Source organism: Alphaproteobacteria bacterium (assembly GCA_039980135.1).
Classification (GTDB): Bacteria; Pseudomonadota; Alphaproteobacteria; order UBA6615; family UBA6615; genus UBA8079.
Map to the genome: position 1 here is coordinate 480,822 of JBDXCV010000003.1, position 17,449 is coordinate 498,270.

Here is a 17,449-nt window from a genome sequence, read left to right on the forward strand (position 1 = left end):
GTCCTCCTAGATATTGCCGCCGCCCAGGGCGTTCTCGGCCGCGTGCAGAACCTGCAATACCCGCAGGCCCTCGGCACCGTCGGTGCGCGGGGTCGCGCCGGTTGCGACGCAGGTGAGGAAATGTGCGCACTCCTCGCGCAGAGGCTCCTGCTCGGTCAACGGGATGGCTTCGGCGTCGGCGCGTTCGGCCACCGGCGCCTGCCCGCCCAGCTCCACCTTGTGCGGGTACAGGACGAGTTTTCCGGCCCATGGCTGAGTATCGTCGAACACGGCCATGCCGTTCTCTCCGATCACGACGAGCTTCTGGTCCTTGAACGGATGCAGCCAGGAGACATAGATGTGCGCGTTGACCCCGTTGGGAAAGCCGAGATGGGTCGTCGTCGTATCCGCAACACCCGCCTGTAGATAGCTGTGTCCGATGGCGCTGACATTGTCGGGGGCGACACCGGTGAGCGACAGGATCATCGAAATATCATGCGGGGCGAAGCTCCAGAGGATGTTTTCCTCATGGCGCATTTTCCCGAAATTCAACCGGTTGGAATAGATGTACTGGAGCGTGCCCAGGCGGCCGTCCGATGCGAGTTCCTGCAGCGCGAGGAACGCCGGATGATATTGCAGCAGATGGCCCACCATGAGGGTTCGCGCCGCGGCTTTCGCCGCCGCAATCAGGCTTTCCGCAGTTTCGATATCCAGCGCCATGGGCTTTTCGACGAACACATGCTTGCCGGCCGCGAAAGCCGCGCCGGCCATCTCGCCATGGGTCGCCGCGGGGGTGGCGATCGCAACGGCGGAAATATCAGGGTCGTCGAGGATATCCTGCCAGGAACGCGCGGTGGTACCGTGAGCCTGCGCCATGACGTCGGCCGCCGCGGCATTCGCGTCACAGACCGCATCCAGCGCCCCGAGTTCCGCGAAGTTCCGGACCAGATTGCGGCCCCAGTAGCCGCAGCCGGCGACCGCGATGCGGACGGCAGAGATGTCGGCATTTGCTTCGGACGATGGCATCGATGGTTCACCCTTGCTTGTGCCGCCGGTCATGATGCGTGGCCTTTGGCTTCCAGAAGCATTTCGTACAGCCGTGTATAGGCGTTCGTACAGGCCTCCAGTGAATGAAGTTCGCGTGCGCGCGCCTGCCCGGCCTGCCCCATCGCCGCGCGGCGCGCCGGGTCACGCACCAAAGTACGGATCGCCGTGGCGATCGCGCTCGAATCATTCATCGGCGCCACAAGCCCGGTAACGCCGTCGGCGACCGCCTCTGCCGTGCCGCCAGCATCGGTCACGACCATGGGCAAACCGGCGGCCATGCTCTCGAGCACGCTGTTCGGCGACCCTTCCTGGTGGGAGCAGAGCAGGCCCAGATCGCTCGATGCGAGGACATCGGCAATATTGGCCTGGCCGCCGAGAAATCGGATATGGGATGCGATGCCAGCCTGTGTGGCCTGTGCTTCCAGTGTGGTGCCGATGCCGTCATCGCGGCCTGCGAGCAAGAGCCGCCAGTCGTCGGGCATCGCGTCCGCGCATAATGCCAGTGCGTCGATGAGGTCGGCATGGCCCTTGTACGGAATCAGGTTCGCGACGCAGGTCATCACGAGTGCCTCGTCGGACAGATCCAGTTTCGCCCGCGCTTGCGCCTTCGGGATCGGGTCGAACATTTCATCCGGGACACCATTGCGGATGACATGCAGGCGCGTGTCGGGAACGCCTTCGGCGCTGAGTTCGTGCCGTACCGCGTCGCTGTTGGCTACCAGGGCCGTCATGCGCCGGTGCAGAAACTTCTCCAACCGGGCGACCCAGGGGCGGCCGAATTGATAATTATTCAGGCTGCGCCGGCTCATGGTGAGGCGTGGGTGGCGGAGCAGCCATGCCGTCAGACCCCCGAGAATATAGGCCTCCGGCAGAAAAAAATGGACGATGTCCGGTCGCCAGCTGCGAATCTGCCGCCCTATGTTGATGCAGGCCGCGAGTTGGCGCAGGGGTGAGGGCCGCCAGGCGTGCGTGTTGAAAACCGGAACGCCGGCGTCGCGCAAACCCTGGTCGAGGACAGCCTGTGGTCGTGCGGTGACGATCCGGATGTCGAAGCCGCTCGCACGCAGGCGGGGATACACGGTGGCGATGTGCTTCTCCGCGCCACCCACGGCCAGCAGCGGTACGACCACGAGCACGCGCGCCGCGCGCGGCGAATCGTCTCGAATGCCAGCTTGTTTCGAGGGTGCCGGATGTGAATCTGTTAGGCTGTCGTTCACGTGAACCGGAGCATTTCTGTGCGGACGTTATTCGATATCTTCGTGGTCTGGCCGATGCCGGCGCTCTGGGTTTTGGTGCCGGGGGTCATTCTGTTGCGCCGGCGGATCGGGCGGCTGCTTGTTCTGCTGGGGGGAATCTCGCTCCTCGCCGGCACGACCCCGTTCGTTGGAAACGCCCTTCTGGGCATACTCGAGCGCGGGGCCCCCATGTTCGATGCCAGTACGATGTCGGCGGAAAAATTCGACGCCATCATCGTGCCCCTGGCGGGTGCGTATGAAGATCCGGCGGGCCGTTGGTGGCCTTTGCCCGGTTCGGTCGATCGCACGGTTCGTGGCCAGCAGGTGCAGGCGGAGACGGGTTTTCGGTTGATCATCCTCGGCGGCGCACCGCTTCCCGGACAGACCGAACCGGAGGTCGTCGCACTCCAGCGCGTCATCACGCTTGGCCCCGAGACAGTGGTCGAATCCACGGCGCGGAACACCTTCGAGACCGCCCGGGCGGTCTCCGGAATGTTGCAGGGTCCGGCGTTCGCCGGACGTTCGCCCCGGGTGGTCCTTGTTACCGGCGGGTCGCATGTGATGCGCATGGCGGCGTCGCTGCGCCGGTTCGGGATCGATGTGGCGGCGGTGCCGCCGCGCCGGTACGAGGATGTGAGGATCGCGCGCAATTTCTGGCTCGACCTTGTGCCGAGCGCGCGGGGTGCGGGGCGTGTGCGCCGCGCCGCGCATGAATTCACGGGCATTGGCCTGTATCTCGTCACCGGGCGTATCCGGCTGCAGGATCTGTAGCTGTCGTGCGGGGTTCCGCGCGCCATGCCTCGAACATCAGGACCGGCCACAACAGGTATTGATGGTTGCGGCTGCCGGCCAGGTGCTCGTGCCAGATGGCGGTGATGGCCCCGGCGTCGATAATTTCGCTCTCCCGCAGACGTTGCGGTGACAGCAGGGATTCCGCCCATTCACGCAGGTCACCGCGCAACCAGTCGCCGACAGGAACGCCGAATCCCATCTTGGGCCGCTCGAACATTTCGCGCGGGACGTGGCGCGCGAGCACTTCGCGCAGGATCCACTTTCGGGTACCGCCGCGTATCTTCTGCGACATCGGCAGCCGCCATGCGAAGGCGTAGAGCGCATGATCGAGATAGGGCACGCGACTTTCCAGGCTGACGGCCATGCTGGCCCGGTCGAGTTTCACCAGGATATCGTCGGGCAGGTAGCTGATCGCGTCCAGCAGCATCAGTTGCTCACTGCGCGACGGCAGCGCGGGCCAGGATTCGGGATCGTCGACAAGGTGGCCGGGCATGCCGGCCCCCGGCACCGCGCGTTCGGGTTTCTTCCATTGGGAGACGAGGCGGGCATAGATCGCCGCGAAATCCCGCGCGTCCAGCACTTCCGCCAGCTTGTGCAGCTTGTCGCCGAACTGGGCCGGCCGATAACGCCCCGGGATCATCGCGGCCAGCCTGTCCCAGTGCCGGGGTGCGACGGATTCAAGCCCGCCCCGCATCAGCCGGCGCAGCGCCGTCGGGACCGGGCCGAAGGCGCGTGCCAGGTTGTTGGCCCATGTGTAGCGGTTGTACCCGCCGAAGACCTCGTCGCCGCCGTCCCCCGACAGGCTGACCGTCACCTGTTGGCGCGCCAGCTGCGAGACGAGATAGGTCGGGATCTGGGAGGAATCGGCGAATGGCTCGTCATACATCGCCGGCAGGGACGGAATGACCGCCTGGGCGTCTGCCGGGGTCACCATCAGTTCGGTGTGGTCCGTTCCCAGGTGCCTGGCGATCTCGGCCGCCGCGTCGGCCTCGTTATAGTCGGCCTCGGAAAAACCGATCGAGAAGGTCTTGATCGCCCGGTCGCTCAGCCCCTGCATTGTTGCGACGACCGCCGTCGAATCGATGCCCCCTGACAGGAACGCGCCGAGCGGGACATCGGACACCATGCAGGCGCCAACGGCGCGCTGGAGTTCCGTCTCGAGGGCGGAAACCGCATCGGTATCCGGCAGGTTCAACGGATCGTGTGTACCGGCCATTGCGGTCCCGGCGGCAGACCAGTAGGCGACGGGTTCGGGCAGGGCGCGCCGTTCGACCGCGGCGGTGTCGATCGTCAGTATCGTTCCCGGCAGGAGCTTCCAGCAGCCGGGATGAATCGTGTGGGGGGCCGGGATCATCGCGAAGCGCATTAGTTGCGTCACGGCCGACGGATCGATCGCGGTGTCGAATCCCGGCAGGCCCGTCAGCGCCTTGAGTTCGGAGCCGAATGCGAGATTTTTCCCGGCCCAGCCATAGTAGAGCGGCTTTTGCCCGAACCGGTCGCGCGCCAGTTGCAGTGTCCGGGTCTCCCGGTCCCACAGGCCAAAGGCGAACATGCCGTTCGCGTCGGCCAAGGCCGCCTCGAGCCCGAAAGCCGCGATGGATTCGAGCAGAGCTTCGGTGTCCGAACGGGTGCGCAGGCCGACGCCCCTTTCCGACAGGCGCTTGCGCAGCTCCTCGAAATTGTAGATCTCGCCGTTATAGACGATCACATAACGCCCGCAGGCAGAGACCATCGGCTGGCGCGCGCCGGCCGAAAGATCGATGATCGACAGACGACGGTGCCCGAAACCGACGCCGGCTTCCGGGTCGGCCCACGCGCCACTGTCGTCGGGACCGCGATGCACCAGGGTCGATGCCGCGGCTTGCGCCAGCCCGGTCAACCGGGCTGCCGAGTATCCCTCATGGGGCGCGAACAAGCCCGCGATTCCGCACATGGAGTCAGCCCTCTCCGGTCTTTTCAAGCACGGCGAACAAACGAAATCCCATGAGTGGCCCGAGGATCGGGCAGATCAGGCGTTCGAACCCGATCAGCGTCGGCGCGAGTATGGCGGGCAGCGCGCTCCAGGACCTGAAGCCGCCTGACAGGGGGTAGGCGAACAGGCTGAGCCAGGTTTTTTGCAGCAGCCGCAGGTTCGGGTGGGTGGCGGCGAGGCGGTGCCGGTCACGGCCGAACAGGCGGGTGGGGAGCGCCTGGTTCCCCTCGAACGGGTCCTTGGCAGGCGGCGGACTCGGGTCGAGCGGGTCTTCGTGCATGTCCACCGGTTCGTCATGGAACAGGCGAAAGAAGATCAAACTCAATGGCGTGATCCCGGGTTCGACCATGATGACGCGGCCACCGGGCCTCAGCACCCGTTCCGCTTCGGCGAGGAAACGGGCCGGGCGGGCGATGTGGTGGAGCACGTCGACCATCACGATGTTGGCGAAACAGGCATCGGCGAACGGCAGCGCCTGGGCGTCGCAAACCGTGTCGAGCCAGGCGGCGGGGACGATGTCGGTGGACACCACGTCCCGGGCGAAGTCCTTCATGTTGCCGGAGCCGCCGCCGATCTCGAGGGTCGGTCCGGCGACACAGGCGGCCCTCATCCGGGCGTAGTAATCCGTATAAACCGCGCGCAGGACGGGTTTGTCCGACCAGATCGCACGATAGTCGGCGGGTCTCAGTTCGGCATCCATGCGGGCGGGGCTACAGCGCCTTGAGCTTCCGGAAGGCGAAGACGACCATGCGGAGCAACTGCCAGCCATCGCGGAATCGCGAGATCTGGGTCTCGCCATACAGGCGCGCGGCATATCGGACAGGTACTTCGGAGATCTTCAGGTTGAGCTTCGCGGCCCCGAAGATCAGGTCGTAGTCGCCGAAGGGGTCGAAATCGCCGAAGTAGCTGCGCCCATCGCGCAGGCGCGCGTAATTCTCGCGCGACAGAACCTTGGTGCCGCAAAGCGTGTCGGTGAAACGTTCGTTCAGCAGATAGGAGAAGATCCGCGAGAAGGTGCGATTGGCAAGGAAGTTCAGGAGCCGCATCGCCTCGGGTTCCATCGGGTAGACCAGGCGCGAGCCATTGACGAACTCCGCCTTGCCGGATGTGATCATGTTGTAGAACTTCGGCATTTCCTCGGGGATCACGGTCATGTCTGCATCGAGGATCATCAGGATGTCGCCGCTGGCGTTATCGAAACCTTTCCAGACCGCGTCGGCCTTGCCGCGCCCTTCCTGGTGCAGCAGCCGGATGTTGCGGTCGGGATAGGCGGCGATCACGCGCTCCACCTCTGCGGCGGTGCCGTCGCTGCTATTGCCCTCGACGAACATGATTTCGAGCGACGTGCCGAATTCCGGCAAACGCTGGACCAGGGGCTCCACATTGCCGCGCTCGTTGCGTGCGGGCACGACAACCGTTACCGATTTGGGGGTAGGCTGCTGGGCGCGGCGCGAGCGGGCGACCAGATAGTAGCGCAGGCAGAACCGCCGGATGATCGGCAGCGGCGCGATGAACCGGTTGATCAACCGCCCGATCCCGAACATGTTGCGGGGCACGAGCTGGCGCCATTCCCGCTTGATGACATCATAGTCGGCGGCCTCGAGCATGTTCTCGATGTCGCCGGTCCCCAGCCAGTTGAGGCGCCGTCCCTGGGGCATGCGCAGACCGAGCGCGCCGCCGACCTTGAGCAGCGGTTCCCAGAGTTTGGAGTAGTAGGCGATGACGATGCGGGTGTCGGGGTTGCACAGCGTCTGCATGGCCTCGAAGCCGGCCGCGATGTCTTCCATCCAGCCGACCGTGTCCGACACGATGACCGCGTCGAAGGTCTCGCCGAGGTCCGCCAATGCGGTCGCATCCTCGATGTCGGCTTCCACGAAATGAAGATCTGGATGGTTCTGTTGCGCGCGAGCGACCATCTTCGGGCTGATATCGACGCCCACCCCGCGTGACGGTTTCAGGGCTGCCAGCAGCTGGCCCGTGCCGCTGCCGAGTTCGATCACGCGGCTGCCTTCGGGAATGAGGAACCGCATGTAGCGCTGGTCGTCGGCATAATAGGCGCGATTGCGTTCGATCCATCCGTCGCGCGCATCCGCCATTTCGTCGGCATGGTTGCGCACGTCGCGCTTGTGGGCGGACGGTTCGGTGGGGCCGGGCGTATCGGTGGTGGGAGCAGGCTGGTTCATTGTGGGCGATCACTCATTCCGGGGCCCGGAAAACAAAGGTTTCGGTTTCCGCGTTCCAGCGCGGCGGTTTCTTCGCGACATAGGCAGCCAGGTACGGGTCGGGCAGTTCGAAATTGTCGATACATTCGACCGACGCGAAGCCGGCCGCCAGTCCCGCGGCGCGCATGCAGGCGATGTCATAGAGGAAGCGGTGACCGAATGCGCGCATGGTGAGATTGATCTGCTGCGCCTCGGAATGGAACGGCTCGGGATAGAAGCGGGTGCCCGCCTCCATCAGCATGGCCTTCGCCTCGCTGTCCGGCCCGTACAGGGTGCGGGCGATTTTCTCCACCGACGGCGTGGCGACGATGTGCAGCCCGCCGGGTTTCAGGGCGCGCAGGCTCTCGGCCAGGAAGCGTTCGAATTGCAGCCGGTGAATATGTTCCACCAGATGGGAGGAATAGATCATCACGAAGGAATTGTCGGGCAGCGGCAGGCGGCGGGTCACGTCGATCGGGACATGGCCGAGTATCTGCGAGTTCAGCCAGCCGTCGAGTGGCTGGGATGCGCCGAGGTGCAGCTTTCCGTCGGCGTGGTCGCGGGTGTAGGCGCTGATCGCGCGGCGTTGCACGACATGGCCGTGGCGCAACCAGGTCAGCGCTGCGCGGGCACGAAATCCGGCCAGCGCGCGGGCCCCGCGGTAGAGAAAGTTAAGTTCGGATGTGGCGTTGATCACAGAAACGATGATCCTTGGTGGCGCCCGGCGTCATCTTCGAGCGCGCGGGCCAGGTCTTTCTTTCGGCTGAATGTCTCGTGCCAACGCGTCTTGAACGGCAGATCGCGCAGGGTCAGGGTGCGGTATATCTCCATAACACGCAGGAGGAAGCCCGGTAGCCCGTCGACGATATTCGTGAATCGACGGCCAAGCGCCAGCCGCCGCTGCAGCTTGGCGGAACCGGATTCCAGTCCCGGGGCCTGCCGTGCGGCCCCATCGTCTGGGGCGAGGCCCATCATCTCCAGCCCGCGCCGGTTCCAGTCCGCCTTGTCCTGGAAAAGCGGGAAGCTGTCGTCCGAACTGCGGCTGGCATGATAGATGCGGATCTGCGTTCCGCCCTTCACGCGCCACTTTCCGTCGTCGTCCTGATAGGGCGCGAGCAGCTTGAGGAAGGTCTGTGAGATATTGATGCCGGGATCATGCACCAGCGCGACGCCGGGCAGATTCAGGAACGGGTCGAGATATTTCTGTTCGTAGTAAATGCCGGATAACGGCACCGCGGTGCAGGCGTTGAAACAGGCGGCCTTCCAGATTGCGACTTCGCGGAGCGTGCTGCGCGAGAGGCCCAGAACGCCGGCCGAGAACAACCCGAACCGGCCGGCCTTGCTCCATTCATCGACCCCATGGCGGCCGGTGACGAGGACGGCCGGATGGTCCTCGAGCAGCTCGACGATGTCGTCGGTGCGGTCGAGAAACAGGAGATCGCTGTCAAGCAACAGGAGGGATCGCGCTTGCGTCTCCAGCGTCCAGGCACAGATCGCGGACTTCGTGGCAAACGCGCGTTCGGCACGGGTCATGCGTGCGGTCATGTTCCGCCAGCAATCCGGACCCCAGACCGTTTCGGCCGTGACCGTTACGAGATGGGAGTCTTCGATGGCCTCGAATGCCGCCGCCGCGCCATCGTCGAGCGCACAGATCACCACCGTCGTATCCGGGTAATATTCGCGCAGGTTCAGGAGCAGGCCGGCGGTCTGATCCACATATCCCTGGGAGGTGACGGTCGCGAAGGCGAAATCGGGCGCGTTGTCAGGCATCGGCCGTCATGGCGTCATTTCGGTTTCGTCGAGCGGTAATCCAATCGATGGCCCATTGCAGGCCCATCGCTGTGAATATGATCAACGCCGGTTCCGCCGGTATCCGATATTTCGGGTTGCCGATGGGGCCGTTGATGGCGAGGAAGTAGACGACCGTCATGGCGAGGAAGATGGTGTAGGGGCGGGTCCGGCGATCGGCGAGGCCACCGAGGATGCCGCCGAGTTGCACCAGCCGGGATGCGAACAGGGCGATCTGGGCAAGCACCCATACGCCCATGAAGACGTTGTTGCGATTTTGGCTGACGAAGTTTGAGAACCGCTCTCCCAGGGTATTGCCCGGCATGGCCGAGAAGAAAGTGGCGGGCTGGTTGAACTGGGAAAGGCTCTCGTAGACGCCGGTTTGAATGACATTCTTGATGGCGCCGATCGTCATGCCCTTGATGATCTGTACGATTCCGAGTTCCCATATCCGTTCGGTGCCGACCTCGCGCATGATGACATCGCGCGCGAACCTGTTCTCCTGTTCGGCCTCTGGCAACGCCGCCAGGCGGGTGGCGATGGTCGGCGCGTTCTCCTCCCAGGCCTCGCCATGGCTCGCGCAGGACCAGGGCGTACGCAAGCAGGGATAAACCCATTTGACGATGTGGGCGCCGGACTGGCTGGTGAATACGGCGTGCCCGAACTCCGCCTGGTGGCTCGCCACACGGGGTGCGGCGGCGGCGAAGATCACCAGAACCGGGATGGCGGCCAGGAAAAGACTGCGTTTCAGGCTCGCCGCGCGGCTGGCCGTGAGCGCATAGACCAGCGTCGGGAACAGGAACAGGGGGAAGAACATCATCACCGGCCGCGTGTAAAGCGACAGGGCGAACAGCAACCCCGCCCCGAGCAGCAGCCAGGGGGGACGATAGCCGCGCATGGCCCAGAGGATGGCGCACATGCCCCAGACAAAGAAGAGCAGGAACAGGTTCTCGTTCAGCACATAGGCGGTGTGCACGAGGAAGTTCGGAATTACGGCCGCTATCAGGGCGGTCGGGATCACCAGCCTTCGATCAATCGCCATGGCGGCCAGGGCCAGGCCCACAATCGTGATCAGTTCGACAAAAATCTGGACCCGTGCGACGGCCTGCAGGTTTCCGGTGCCAAAGACATTGAACACACCGGCCAGGAAGTAGGGGTAGACCGGCATCCGGTTGAGCTCGCGCCGGACCCCGTTCTCGGTCATGCGTCCGTACTCCCCGGTCTCGACAATGGTCTCGGCGATCACGATGTATTTTCCGGAGTCGCTCCCGTTGTGGAAACTCCCGCCGTAGGACAGCATTCCCTCCTGGTAACCGAAGCGCAGCACAGCCGCCAGAATCAGGACAAGTACCAGCCAGCGGTTCATCGCATGCATCCGCATGTCGTTGTCCGTGTCCCGTTGTTCATTACTTACGGCGCTCCCGGTGCGGCGGTGTCGGTCATGGGTGCACTGATGTCGCGCAGCCAGAGTTCGATGTTGATGAGGTGTACCAGTACGCGTGCGCCGGTGGAATCACCTGCGCGGAAACGTTCCACCATCGTGCGGATGCCCGCCTTGTCACCGAATTCGGCCAGTTTCGCGCCCGGTTCGACCAAACCGTCCAGATACCGGCCCAAACCGCTGCTGTCGGAGAGCCATTCCGCGAGCGGCAGGGTCAGGCCGACCTTCCGCCGGTGCACGAAATCGTGCGGGAAGTATCGTTCCGCGACCGATTTCAGGACCGGTTTCGTGATGCCCCCGGGCACCCGCAGCGCGTGGGGCAATGCGTTGGCGGCATTGACCACCGGTTTGTGTACGAAAGGAACCCGCGCCTCGACCGACGCGGCCATCGCCATCTTGTCCTGACGCAACAGCAGAGATTCGAGATAGGCGGTCTGGTCGACGGCGAATATGCGGTCGCGGAAATCGCGAAAGCGGCCGGCGGCGGCCTCGCGTGCGCCGGGCACGGGCACAAGCTCGGGGAAGATCCGGTTCAGCCCGAGATAGTCGGCATAGACGCCGGCATAGACCGCGGGATCATGGTCGGCGTAGATGCGGATCGCCCGATAGCGGTGCAGCAGCGGCCAGAGCGCCCCCGGGACCATCCGGGCGAAGCGCCGGTATTTGACGAGATCACGCCAGATCCCGTAGCGCGAATAGCCGCCGAACATCTCGTCGGCACCCTCACCCGTCAGCACGACCTTGGTCACGTCGCGCACGGCGTCGCACAGCACCATCAGGAGAATACAGCCGAGATGGGGGCTCGGTCCCTCCATGTGATGGACCGCGCGGGGAAACGCGTCGGCGAACACCCGGCCGTCGACGGCGACCTCATGATGCTGCAGGCCGGTCTGCGCCACCACGGTGTCACGATAGGGCCTCTCGTCATGGGGGTTGTCGCCGAGATAGAGCCCGAAACTGTGCACGTCCGCGCCGCCGGTTTCGCTGGCAAGTTGCGCGATCAGGCTGGAATCGATTCCACCGGAAAGCTGCAACGCGTAGCCTACATCGCTTGCGAGATGGTCCGTGACCGACGCGCGCATGACGTCGTCGATTTGCGCGGTGGCGGCGTCGGCGGAGATGTTGGGCCGCGGGGTGGCGATACTGTCGCCGATATCGGCGTATCGGCGCTCGCGGTAACCGGACCCATCCAGCTTCACGTTCACGACGGTCCCGGCGGGAATGCGATCGATCCCCCGGAGATTGCTCAGGCGCCCGGCGGCGAACCGAAAAAGCAGGAGTTCCGCCAGCGCGGTCGGATCGGCCTCGCTTCCGACCAGGCGGCGGAGTGGCCGGGCTTCGCTCGCGAATGCGATGAGGCCCCCCTTGCGGCACGCGTATAGCGGCTTGATACCGTACGGGTCGCGGGCGGCGGTGACGCTGTTGGTCTGGCGGTCATAGACCACGAAGGCGAACATGCCTTCGAGTTTGTCCAGGACCCCCGCGCCCCATTCGGCAAAGCCCTGCAACAGCACCTCGGTGTCGCCGGTTGTGCGAAACCGGCGGCCGGCCGCCTCGAGTTCGGCGCGCAGCCGCCGGTAGTTGTAGATCTCGCCATTGAAGACCAACAGATAGCGACCGTCCGGGTCCTGCATCGGCTGGTCGGCGACGTCCCGCGTGTCGAGGATCGACAGGCGGCGGAACACAAGCGCGAGGCCCGGCTCGGAGACAAGTCCGGCGGAATCCGGCCCGCGATGGAACAGGTCGGTATCGATACGCGCGAGCAGGTCCGGCGCGAAACGCCTGCCCGCCTGAAACAAAGCCGCGAAACCGCACATCTCAGACAACTGCCTTTCTGCCAGTATCGTCGGCAGGTAGCAGCGTTTCCTCGATCATGCGGGCGAAGCGCGCGGCGAACAATTGCCCGGCCTCCGGGCCGCTGACGTGGCGCAGATACTCGTCCTGGCCGTGCGCGGCGATCGCGCTGGCGCTCTGTCGGTCGTCTTCAATCTGCGTCAGTACATCATCCAGGTCGGTGAGGTCCCAGCGAAACGTGCGGATGGTCTCGCCGTCGCGATACATATCGGGCCAGGTTTCGAGGTGCCGCATGTCCGGCTTGACGAGCAGACCGCCTGTCACGAAGACCTCGAAATCCTTCAGCGTGATCTCGCCGAGCCCGAAGGGCGAGAGGACCGCGCGACTTGATTTGAGCTCGGCAAAGTACCCGCCCCGGCGAAGCTTGTCGGAACGTATCCGGCTCGCCAACCGGTCACGGATAAGCCGCCGCTGATGGGCCACACTGTTGCGCGTATAGCCGATACCCATGCGACAGGACAAAGCGATCTGACGTGGTGCGTCTGCCGGCCGCGCGGCCCGGGGTTGCCCGAGAAGGCAGGAAAACGGCAGGCGCCCGTAAAGCGCCATGCGTGCGGGCCCGAAGCGGGAATAGTCGGCCAGGCCGGAGTTCCAGCCCAGGCGGATGCGTTCGAGCAGCGCCGGGTCGTCGATCTGTGGCGTATCGGTGGCCTGGTCGTCGGTCACCCCATCTTCGCGGTGGTAGAAGTCGGCGTAGGCGCGGCGCGCATACATCGGGCGCAGATAGGCCGCACGGTCGCGCAGCAGCTGGCTCTTGAAGTAGCGGCGCACCAGCGGCAGCACACCACCGACGACCCAGCCCGCGCTGTCGGTCGAGTCGTACCAGGCAAGTGTGATACCGGACGCGGCGAAGCCCGCCAGCGCATCCTGCACGAAGGCGAGTTGGCCACGGACGGGGCCCTGGAAATGCTTGCTGTCCACAAGCAGGACGTCGCACGCCGTCAATTCACTTTCGACACGGTCGAACGTGCGAACCGAAATGCCGGCCTCCGCCAGGGCGCGCCGGTGCATGATGAGCGGGTAGAGCAACGCCCGCGCATTGGGCGCCTTGAAGCCGTCCGAGAGGACGTGGACGCGGCGGGCGGTCATGCGGGGTTGTCCGAAAGTGCGGACGTGAAATCAACCGCGGCGTCCCACCGCGTGAATGCATCGTCGTTGTAGCGTCGGGCCTGCATGCTTGTGCGGGCGGCGTTACCGAGCGTCTCGCGCAAGTCCCGGTCGTCGATCAGACGTTGCAGGGCGCGGGTCAGCGCGGCCACGTCACCGGCGGGCGTGACCAGCCCGTTCGTGCCGTTCGTGATCAGGTCGAGCGGCCCGGGCGAGGCATCGCTGACGATGGCCGCCATGCCGTAGCTCATGGCTTCCATCAGGGCGTTGGGCGTTCCCTCGTGGCGGGACGGCAGCGCGAAGATATCCGCGGCGCGAAAATAGTCGGCCGGGTTGGAGACAGTGCCCGTGAACCTTACCCGGCCACTGATTCCAAGCGTGTCGGCCTGAGCCGACAAACGCGCACGCTCGTTGCCCTCGCCGACGATCACCAGGTTCCAGGCGGGCCGCTCGAGCGCGGCGAAGGCGTTCAGCAACAGGTCGAGCCCCTTCTGCGGATGCAACCGCGCGACGGCGAGGATGCAGGGGCCGGGGATGTCGGCCGTCGCGCCGTCGATGGGGTGCGGCATGGGGTTGGGTGTGTAGATCAGGCGGTCGGGTTGCACGATGCTTCGTAATGCGTTTGCCGCGCCGGTCGAATTTATTGTCACCCTGTCGGCGCGGCGGTAGGCCCAGCGGCGCAGGCGATCCCACATGCGCCCGAAACTTTGTCGTGCCGGGTCGTTGCGTTCGGCCGCAACGGTGTGGATGCCGGTGCCCATGGCCGCGGCGACCAGAAGCACGGCGTTGGGGCCGACGAAGGCGACCGCGACGGCGGGACGGAGCTCGCGCAGAACCCGTCGCAGATGGCGGATACGCGCAACGTTGCGCAACAATCCGCCGACGGGAGATCGCGATCGGGCGTTCAGGTTGATCGCGCGGCGTTGCACGTCGGCGGGCAGGGTGAAGAAATCCTGGTCCGGCGATGAAAGTGTCGCTACGGCGACACGCCGCCCGGCCCCCGACCAATGTTCCGCAAGGCGGCACAGGACACGCTGCGCGCCGCCGCTACCCAGGTCGCTGATGAACAGCAGGATATCCACGCGCTCTTCGTGCAGGGCCGATTCGGTCATGGCTTCCGGCCCGTGAGTTCGCCGATCAATGCGAATTCTTCGGCGACGCGGGCATCCCAGCTTTGCACCAGCTTGTCCGCGGTCGCCTTCATGTTGGCGCGCAGGGCGTTCCGGCGTTCCGGGTCTGACGTCAGGGTGCGCAGTGCGTCTGCCAGCGCATCGGTCTGGTTGACCCAGGGCAGGCGCAGAACGGCGCTTTCGTCGACCAGCGCCTCGGTTGCCAGATCGATCCCGCGCTCGGGCTGCGCGGCGGGGACGATCATGCAGGCGCCCATCGACATGGCCTCGAGGTTGGCGTTGCTCAACTGCCCCAGTCGGTTGAGTGAGACATAGATGTCGGACCGGCGATGGGCCTCGGGCACCTGATCATGGTTGAGCCTGTCGATGAAGGTGAACATGTCCGCCGCGCCGGCCTCGGTGACGCGTGTCTGGACGCCGTCACGCAGCCGGCCGGTACCGATCATCACGGCGTGGATGTCCTGCCGGCCTTCTGCGTGGAGCTGAATCAGCGCGTCGGCGAATTCCTCACATCCCTTGATTGATTCGAACCGCCCGACGAAAAGCACGATTGTCTTGTCGGCGGGTATCGCCTCAAACCGCGGGTCGGTCTCGGCGGAACGTGCGCTGCCGTCGAACCCGTTAAGCAGCATGCGGAACGGTGTGCCGGGGTGTAGCGCCTCGGGCAGCCAGCGTTCGCCGCCGCTGCCGTCCTGCGTACACAGCGCCAGCGCGAAGGGCGCGCGATAGGCCCAGCGCGCGACACGGGCGCCGCGGGACCGTTCGGTCAGCGCGTCCCACATCGAGGGGTAGACGCCCATGACCCGCAGGACCACGGGAATACGTGTGAGCCGCGCGATCAACGCGCCGGCGAGAACATTCGAGCGGTCGACATATACCAGATCGGGCCGGGTCTTCCGGACGGTGCGCCAGGTGCGCCAGAGGTGCCGCAGATTGGTCAACGGCCCGCGCAAGCGGCCCAGCCAGGCGGGGTAACGATGCTCGCTGGCGAGAACGTGAACCGGCCGGCTCAGGCCTTCCAGTTCGACTTCCCGGTCCGCCGGGTCGGTCCAGTCCGTGCGATAGTCGGCGCCGACACCACGACACGTCATCAGGAAGGTGACCTCATGGTCGGTCCGGTCGAGCGCTTCGATGACGCGGTAGATGGTCGGAGCACCGGTCGGCTGCCAGCGGCGCCGTTCGAGGCTGGTCTCGAACCCGCTGAAGACCCGACAGAGATAAAGCATGCGCATGACTGCGGTTGCTCAGGCCCGGGCGATGGCATCGACATCGACGCCCTCGCGTTCGAGCCATTCGCGGGCATACAGCGATGCCGGGTTTCGCATGTCGTGCATGTGCCGCTTGAAGGTGGAGAATCCGAACATCCGGTAGTGGTCGCTGAACCGGTCGAAATAGTTGAGATATCGGAACAGGCGATCGCGGCGCGCGCGGCCGGCGAGCAGGCGGGTGGCGACGGCAACGGGTGCGAGGACGGCGCTGAGCGCGCGCGGCCAGGCGGTGATGCGGCTCGAGATGGTGGAGAAGACCTGCGTGTGGTCCCAGTCGAAGAGCCAGTCGCGGTATAGCGCCTGGTTGTACTTGTCTGCCAGCGGTGCGTCGCGCCAGAAGGCGGTGAAGTCCCGATCCCACAGGGGCAGATCCCAGTCGAGGCCGAGAAAATCATAGATGCGCTGGCCGCCGACCACATACTTGGCCTGCCGTTCGCGATATTCCCAGAGCTCAAAAAATGCTGCGGCCTCTGCCGCACTCACAGGGCGTGTCGCACTGTCTGCGATGCCGAGGCGATCCGCGATCCGCGCACGAATGGCGGTGATGTTCGCCGGGGTGAGCAGCGAACGCCAGAGGCCATAATGCTTGTCCAGGATGGCCGTGATCACCGTTTCGAGCGGGATGGTCTCGTCAGACATCAACGCGGCCGGGATGTGCCCGCCGGTAACGAAGTCACCGGTCTGGCCGTTGACGATCATCGCGTCGGCCGGGAGCCGACCTCGCTGCCGGAGCACGGACAGGGCGAGCAAATCCTGGTGATTGGGCACCGCGCACAACCCGTCGGCGAAGTGGCCATATTCCTGGCGCAGGACATCGGGCAGTGCCGCGCGCGCCCCGCGACTGCCGGTCGCGATGAACTCCCATTCCACGCCCAGGCGCGCCGCGACACGCTGCGCGACCGCGGCGTCGGCATTGCGGCCGGGGCCATAGGAAAAAGCCCGCAGATTCCTGGCGCCGTGTTCGGCCAGCTTGGCCAGCACGAGGCGTGAATCGAGCCCGCCACTGAGGGGGACGATAATTGTCCGCCCGTTGGCTTTCGTGATTGTCCGCGCGAATGCGATGTCGGCGATGTCCGACAACCGGGCGCGGGCCTGTTCCGGCGAACACGCATCGCGCGCGTCCGGCCAATGGCGGTAGGACGACGCTTGCGTGGAGGTGTCAGCGCCGCTTTGCCAAACCCTGACGTCGCCGGCCTCCATCTGCGCGATTGCCGGCACGAGAGTGTCGGCGCCGGTGACATAACCCGCCATCGCAAACTCGCGGACCGCGTCCGGGTCGAACGGCGGCTGCCCGGCCGTCAACGCACGCGCATCGGTTGAAACAGGCGCCTGTCCGTCCGTGACCGGGCCACGGCAATAGAAGAGCGGTGTGCTGCGGATATGATCGACGGCCCCGACGGTGCCGCCCGGGCCGGTTCCGATCACGGCGTAGAATCCGGCAATCTCGACCAGACGCGTGGCGATCGACTGTGCATCGCAGGGCGGCGCCGCGAGTGCCGCGGCGACGATTTGCGCTGCCGCCGGCTCTCCGCGATGAACCACATGCACCGCGCCGGCGGTGAACTGCGTCCAGCCGTGCCCATGCGTGGCCGTCCCGCCGGCTGCGGCAGGGGGCGACGTGATGACCGGTTTCAT

Annotated in this window: 14 protein-coding genes; 1 reads left to right on the forward strand and 13 read right to left on the reverse strand. The window is 65.3% G+C overall.

Annotation, left to right across the window (positions count from 1 at the left end; all coding sequences use genetic code 11):
• Positions 1 to 6: 6 nt before the first annotated feature.
• A complete protein-coding gene (locus ABJ363_04205; protein ID MEP4378181.1) occupies positions 7 to 1,038 on the reverse strand; it encodes a Gfo/Idh/MocA family oxidoreductase in 1,032 nt (343 codons plus the stop codon).
• The gene (locus ABJ363_04210) at positions 1,035 to 2,243 is read right to left on the reverse strand and encodes a glycosyltransferase (protein ID MEP4378182.1); all 1,209 of its coding nucleotides are present in this window, start codon (positions 2,241 to 2,243) and stop codon (positions 1,035 to 1,037) included. Before ABJ363_04210 ends, ABJ363_04205 begins: the two co-directional genes overlap by 4 nt.
• An 18-nt stretch (positions 2,244 to 2,261) precedes the next feature.
• Here ABJ363_04210 and ABJ363_04215 point away from each other — a divergent pair, with 18 nt between their 5' ends.
• Positions 2,262 to 3,032 (forward strand): YdcF family protein, encoded by a 771-nt coding sequence (locus ABJ363_04215; protein MEP4378183.1) that lies wholly within the window; start codon positions 2,262 to 2,264, stop codon positions 3,030 to 3,032.
• On the opposite strand, the gene asnB (ABJ363_04220) is transcribed toward ABJ363_04215, so the two are convergent.
• The 11 genes from asnB (ABJ363_04220) to ABJ363_04270 are packed head-to-tail and all read right to left on the reverse strand — an operon-like array spanning position 3,001 to position 17,449.
• Positions 3,001 to 4,986: an asparagine synthase (glutamine-hydrolyzing) gene (gene asnB, locus ABJ363_04220; protein ID MEP4378184.1), complete on the reverse strand. Its 1,986-nt coding sequence runs from the start codon at positions 4,984 to 4,986 to the stop codon at positions 3,001 to 3,003. The genes ABJ363_04215 and asnB (ABJ363_04220) overlap by 32 nt on opposite strands.
• A gap of 4 nt (positions 4,987 to 4,990) precedes the next feature.
• Positions 4,991 to 5,725 (reverse strand): class I SAM-dependent methyltransferase, encoded by a 735-nt coding sequence (locus tag ABJ363_04225; protein ID MEP4378185.1) that lies wholly within the window; start codon positions 5,723 to 5,725, stop codon positions 4,991 to 4,993.
• A 10-nt stretch (positions 5,726 to 5,735) separates the two neighbouring features.
• Positions 5,736 to 7,208, reverse strand: a complete 1,473-nt coding sequence (locus ABJ363_04230) for a glycosyltransferase (protein ID MEP4378186.1) — start codon at positions 7,206 to 7,208, stop codon at positions 5,736 to 5,738.
• A 13-nt stretch (positions 7,209 to 7,221) separates the two neighbouring features.
• Entirely contained in the window at positions 7,222 to 7,923 is a 702-nt protein-coding gene (locus ABJ363_04235; protein ID MEP4378187.1) for a methyltransferase domain-containing protein, read from the reverse strand.
• Positions 7,920 to 8,996, reverse strand: coding sequence for a hypothetical protein (locus ABJ363_04240; GenBank protein ID MEP4378188.1), 1,077 nt, complete (start codon positions 8,994 to 8,996; stop codon positions 7,920 to 7,922). Before ABJ363_04240 ends, ABJ363_04235 begins: the two co-directional genes overlap by 4 nt.
• Entirely contained in the window at positions 8,989 to 10,395 is a 1,407-nt protein-coding gene (locus tag ABJ363_04245) for a glycosyltransferase family 39 protein (protein MEP4378189.1), read from the reverse strand. The genes ABJ363_04240 and ABJ363_04245 overlap by 8 nt, the downstream gene beginning before the upstream one ends.
• Before the next feature lie 29 nt (positions 10,396 to 10,424).
• On the reverse strand, positions 10,425 to 12,272 hold the full coding sequence (asnB, locus tag ABJ363_04250) for an asparagine synthase (glutamine-hydrolyzing) (protein MEP4378190.1): 1,848 nt from the start codon (positions 12,270 to 12,272) through the stop codon (positions 10,425 to 10,427).
• Position 12,273: 1 nt separating this feature from the next.
• Entirely contained in the window at positions 12,274 to 13,398 is a 1,125-nt protein-coding gene (locus ABJ363_04255; GenBank protein MEP4378191.1) for a glycosyltransferase, read from the reverse strand.
• Positions 13,395 to 14,528: a glycosyltransferase family 4 protein gene (locus tag ABJ363_04260; GenBank protein ID MEP4378192.1), complete on the reverse strand. Its 1,134-nt coding sequence runs from the start codon at positions 14,526 to 14,528 to the stop codon at positions 13,395 to 13,397. Before ABJ363_04260 ends, ABJ363_04255 begins: the two co-directional genes overlap by 4 nt.
• On the reverse strand, positions 14,525 to 15,772 hold the full coding sequence (locus tag ABJ363_04265) for a glycosyltransferase family 4 protein (GenBank protein MEP4378193.1): 1,248 nt from the start codon (positions 15,770 to 15,772) through the stop codon (positions 14,525 to 14,527). Before ABJ363_04265 ends, ABJ363_04260 begins: the two co-directional genes overlap by 4 nt.
• A gap of 18 nt (positions 15,773 to 15,790) precedes the next feature.
• A complete protein-coding gene (locus ABJ363_04270; protein MEP4378194.1) occupies positions 15,791 to 17,449 on the reverse strand; it encodes an asparagine synthase-related protein in 1,659 nt (552 codons plus the stop codon).

Excerpts from the sequence above, each read along its gene's own strand:
- ABJ363_04260 (MEP4378192.1), bottom strand. The coding sequence starts at position 14,528 with ATGACCGAATCGGCCCTGCACGAAGAGCGCGTGGATATCCTGCTGTTC.
- ABJ363_04270 (MEP4378194.1), bottom strand. The coding sequence starts at position 17,449 with ATGAAACCGGTCATCACGTCGCCCCCTGCCGCAGCCGGCGGGACGGCC.
- ABJ363_04255 (MEP4378191.1), bottom strand. The coding sequence starts at position 13,398 with ATGACCGCCCGCCGCGTCCACGTCCTCTCGGACGGCTTCAAGGCGCCC.
- ABJ363_04265 (MEP4378193.1), bottom strand. The coding sequence starts at position 15,772 with ATGCTTTATCTCTGTCGGGTCTTCAGCGGGTTCGAGACCAGCCTCGAA.
- ABJ363_04205 (MEP4378181.1), bottom strand. The coding sequence starts at position 1,038 with ATGACCGGCGGCACAAGCAAGGGTGAACCATCGATGCCATCGTCCGAA.
- asnB (MEP4378190.1), bottom strand. The coding sequence starts at position 12,272 with ATGTGCGGTTTCGCGGCTTTGTTTCAGGCGGGCAGGCGTTTCGCGCCG.
- ABJ363_04240 (MEP4378188.1), bottom strand. The coding sequence starts at position 8,996 with ATGCCTGACAACGCGCCCGATTTCGCCTTCGCGACCGTCACCTCCCAG.
- ABJ363_04230 (MEP4378186.1), bottom strand. The coding sequence starts at position 7,208 with ATGAACCAGCCTGCTCCCACCACCGATACGCCCGGCCCCACCGAACCG.
- ABJ363_04245 (MEP4378189.1), bottom strand. The coding sequence starts at position 10,395 with ATGCGGATGCATGCGATGAACCGCTGGCTGGTACTTGTCCTGATTCTG.
- asnB (MEP4378184.1), bottom strand. The coding sequence starts at position 4,986 with ATGTGCGGAATCGCGGGCTTGTTCGCGCCCCATGAGGGATACTCGGCA.
- ABJ363_04225 (MEP4378185.1), bottom strand. The coding sequence starts at position 5,725 with ATGGATGCCGAACTGAGACCCGCCGACTATCGTGCGATCTGGTCGGAC.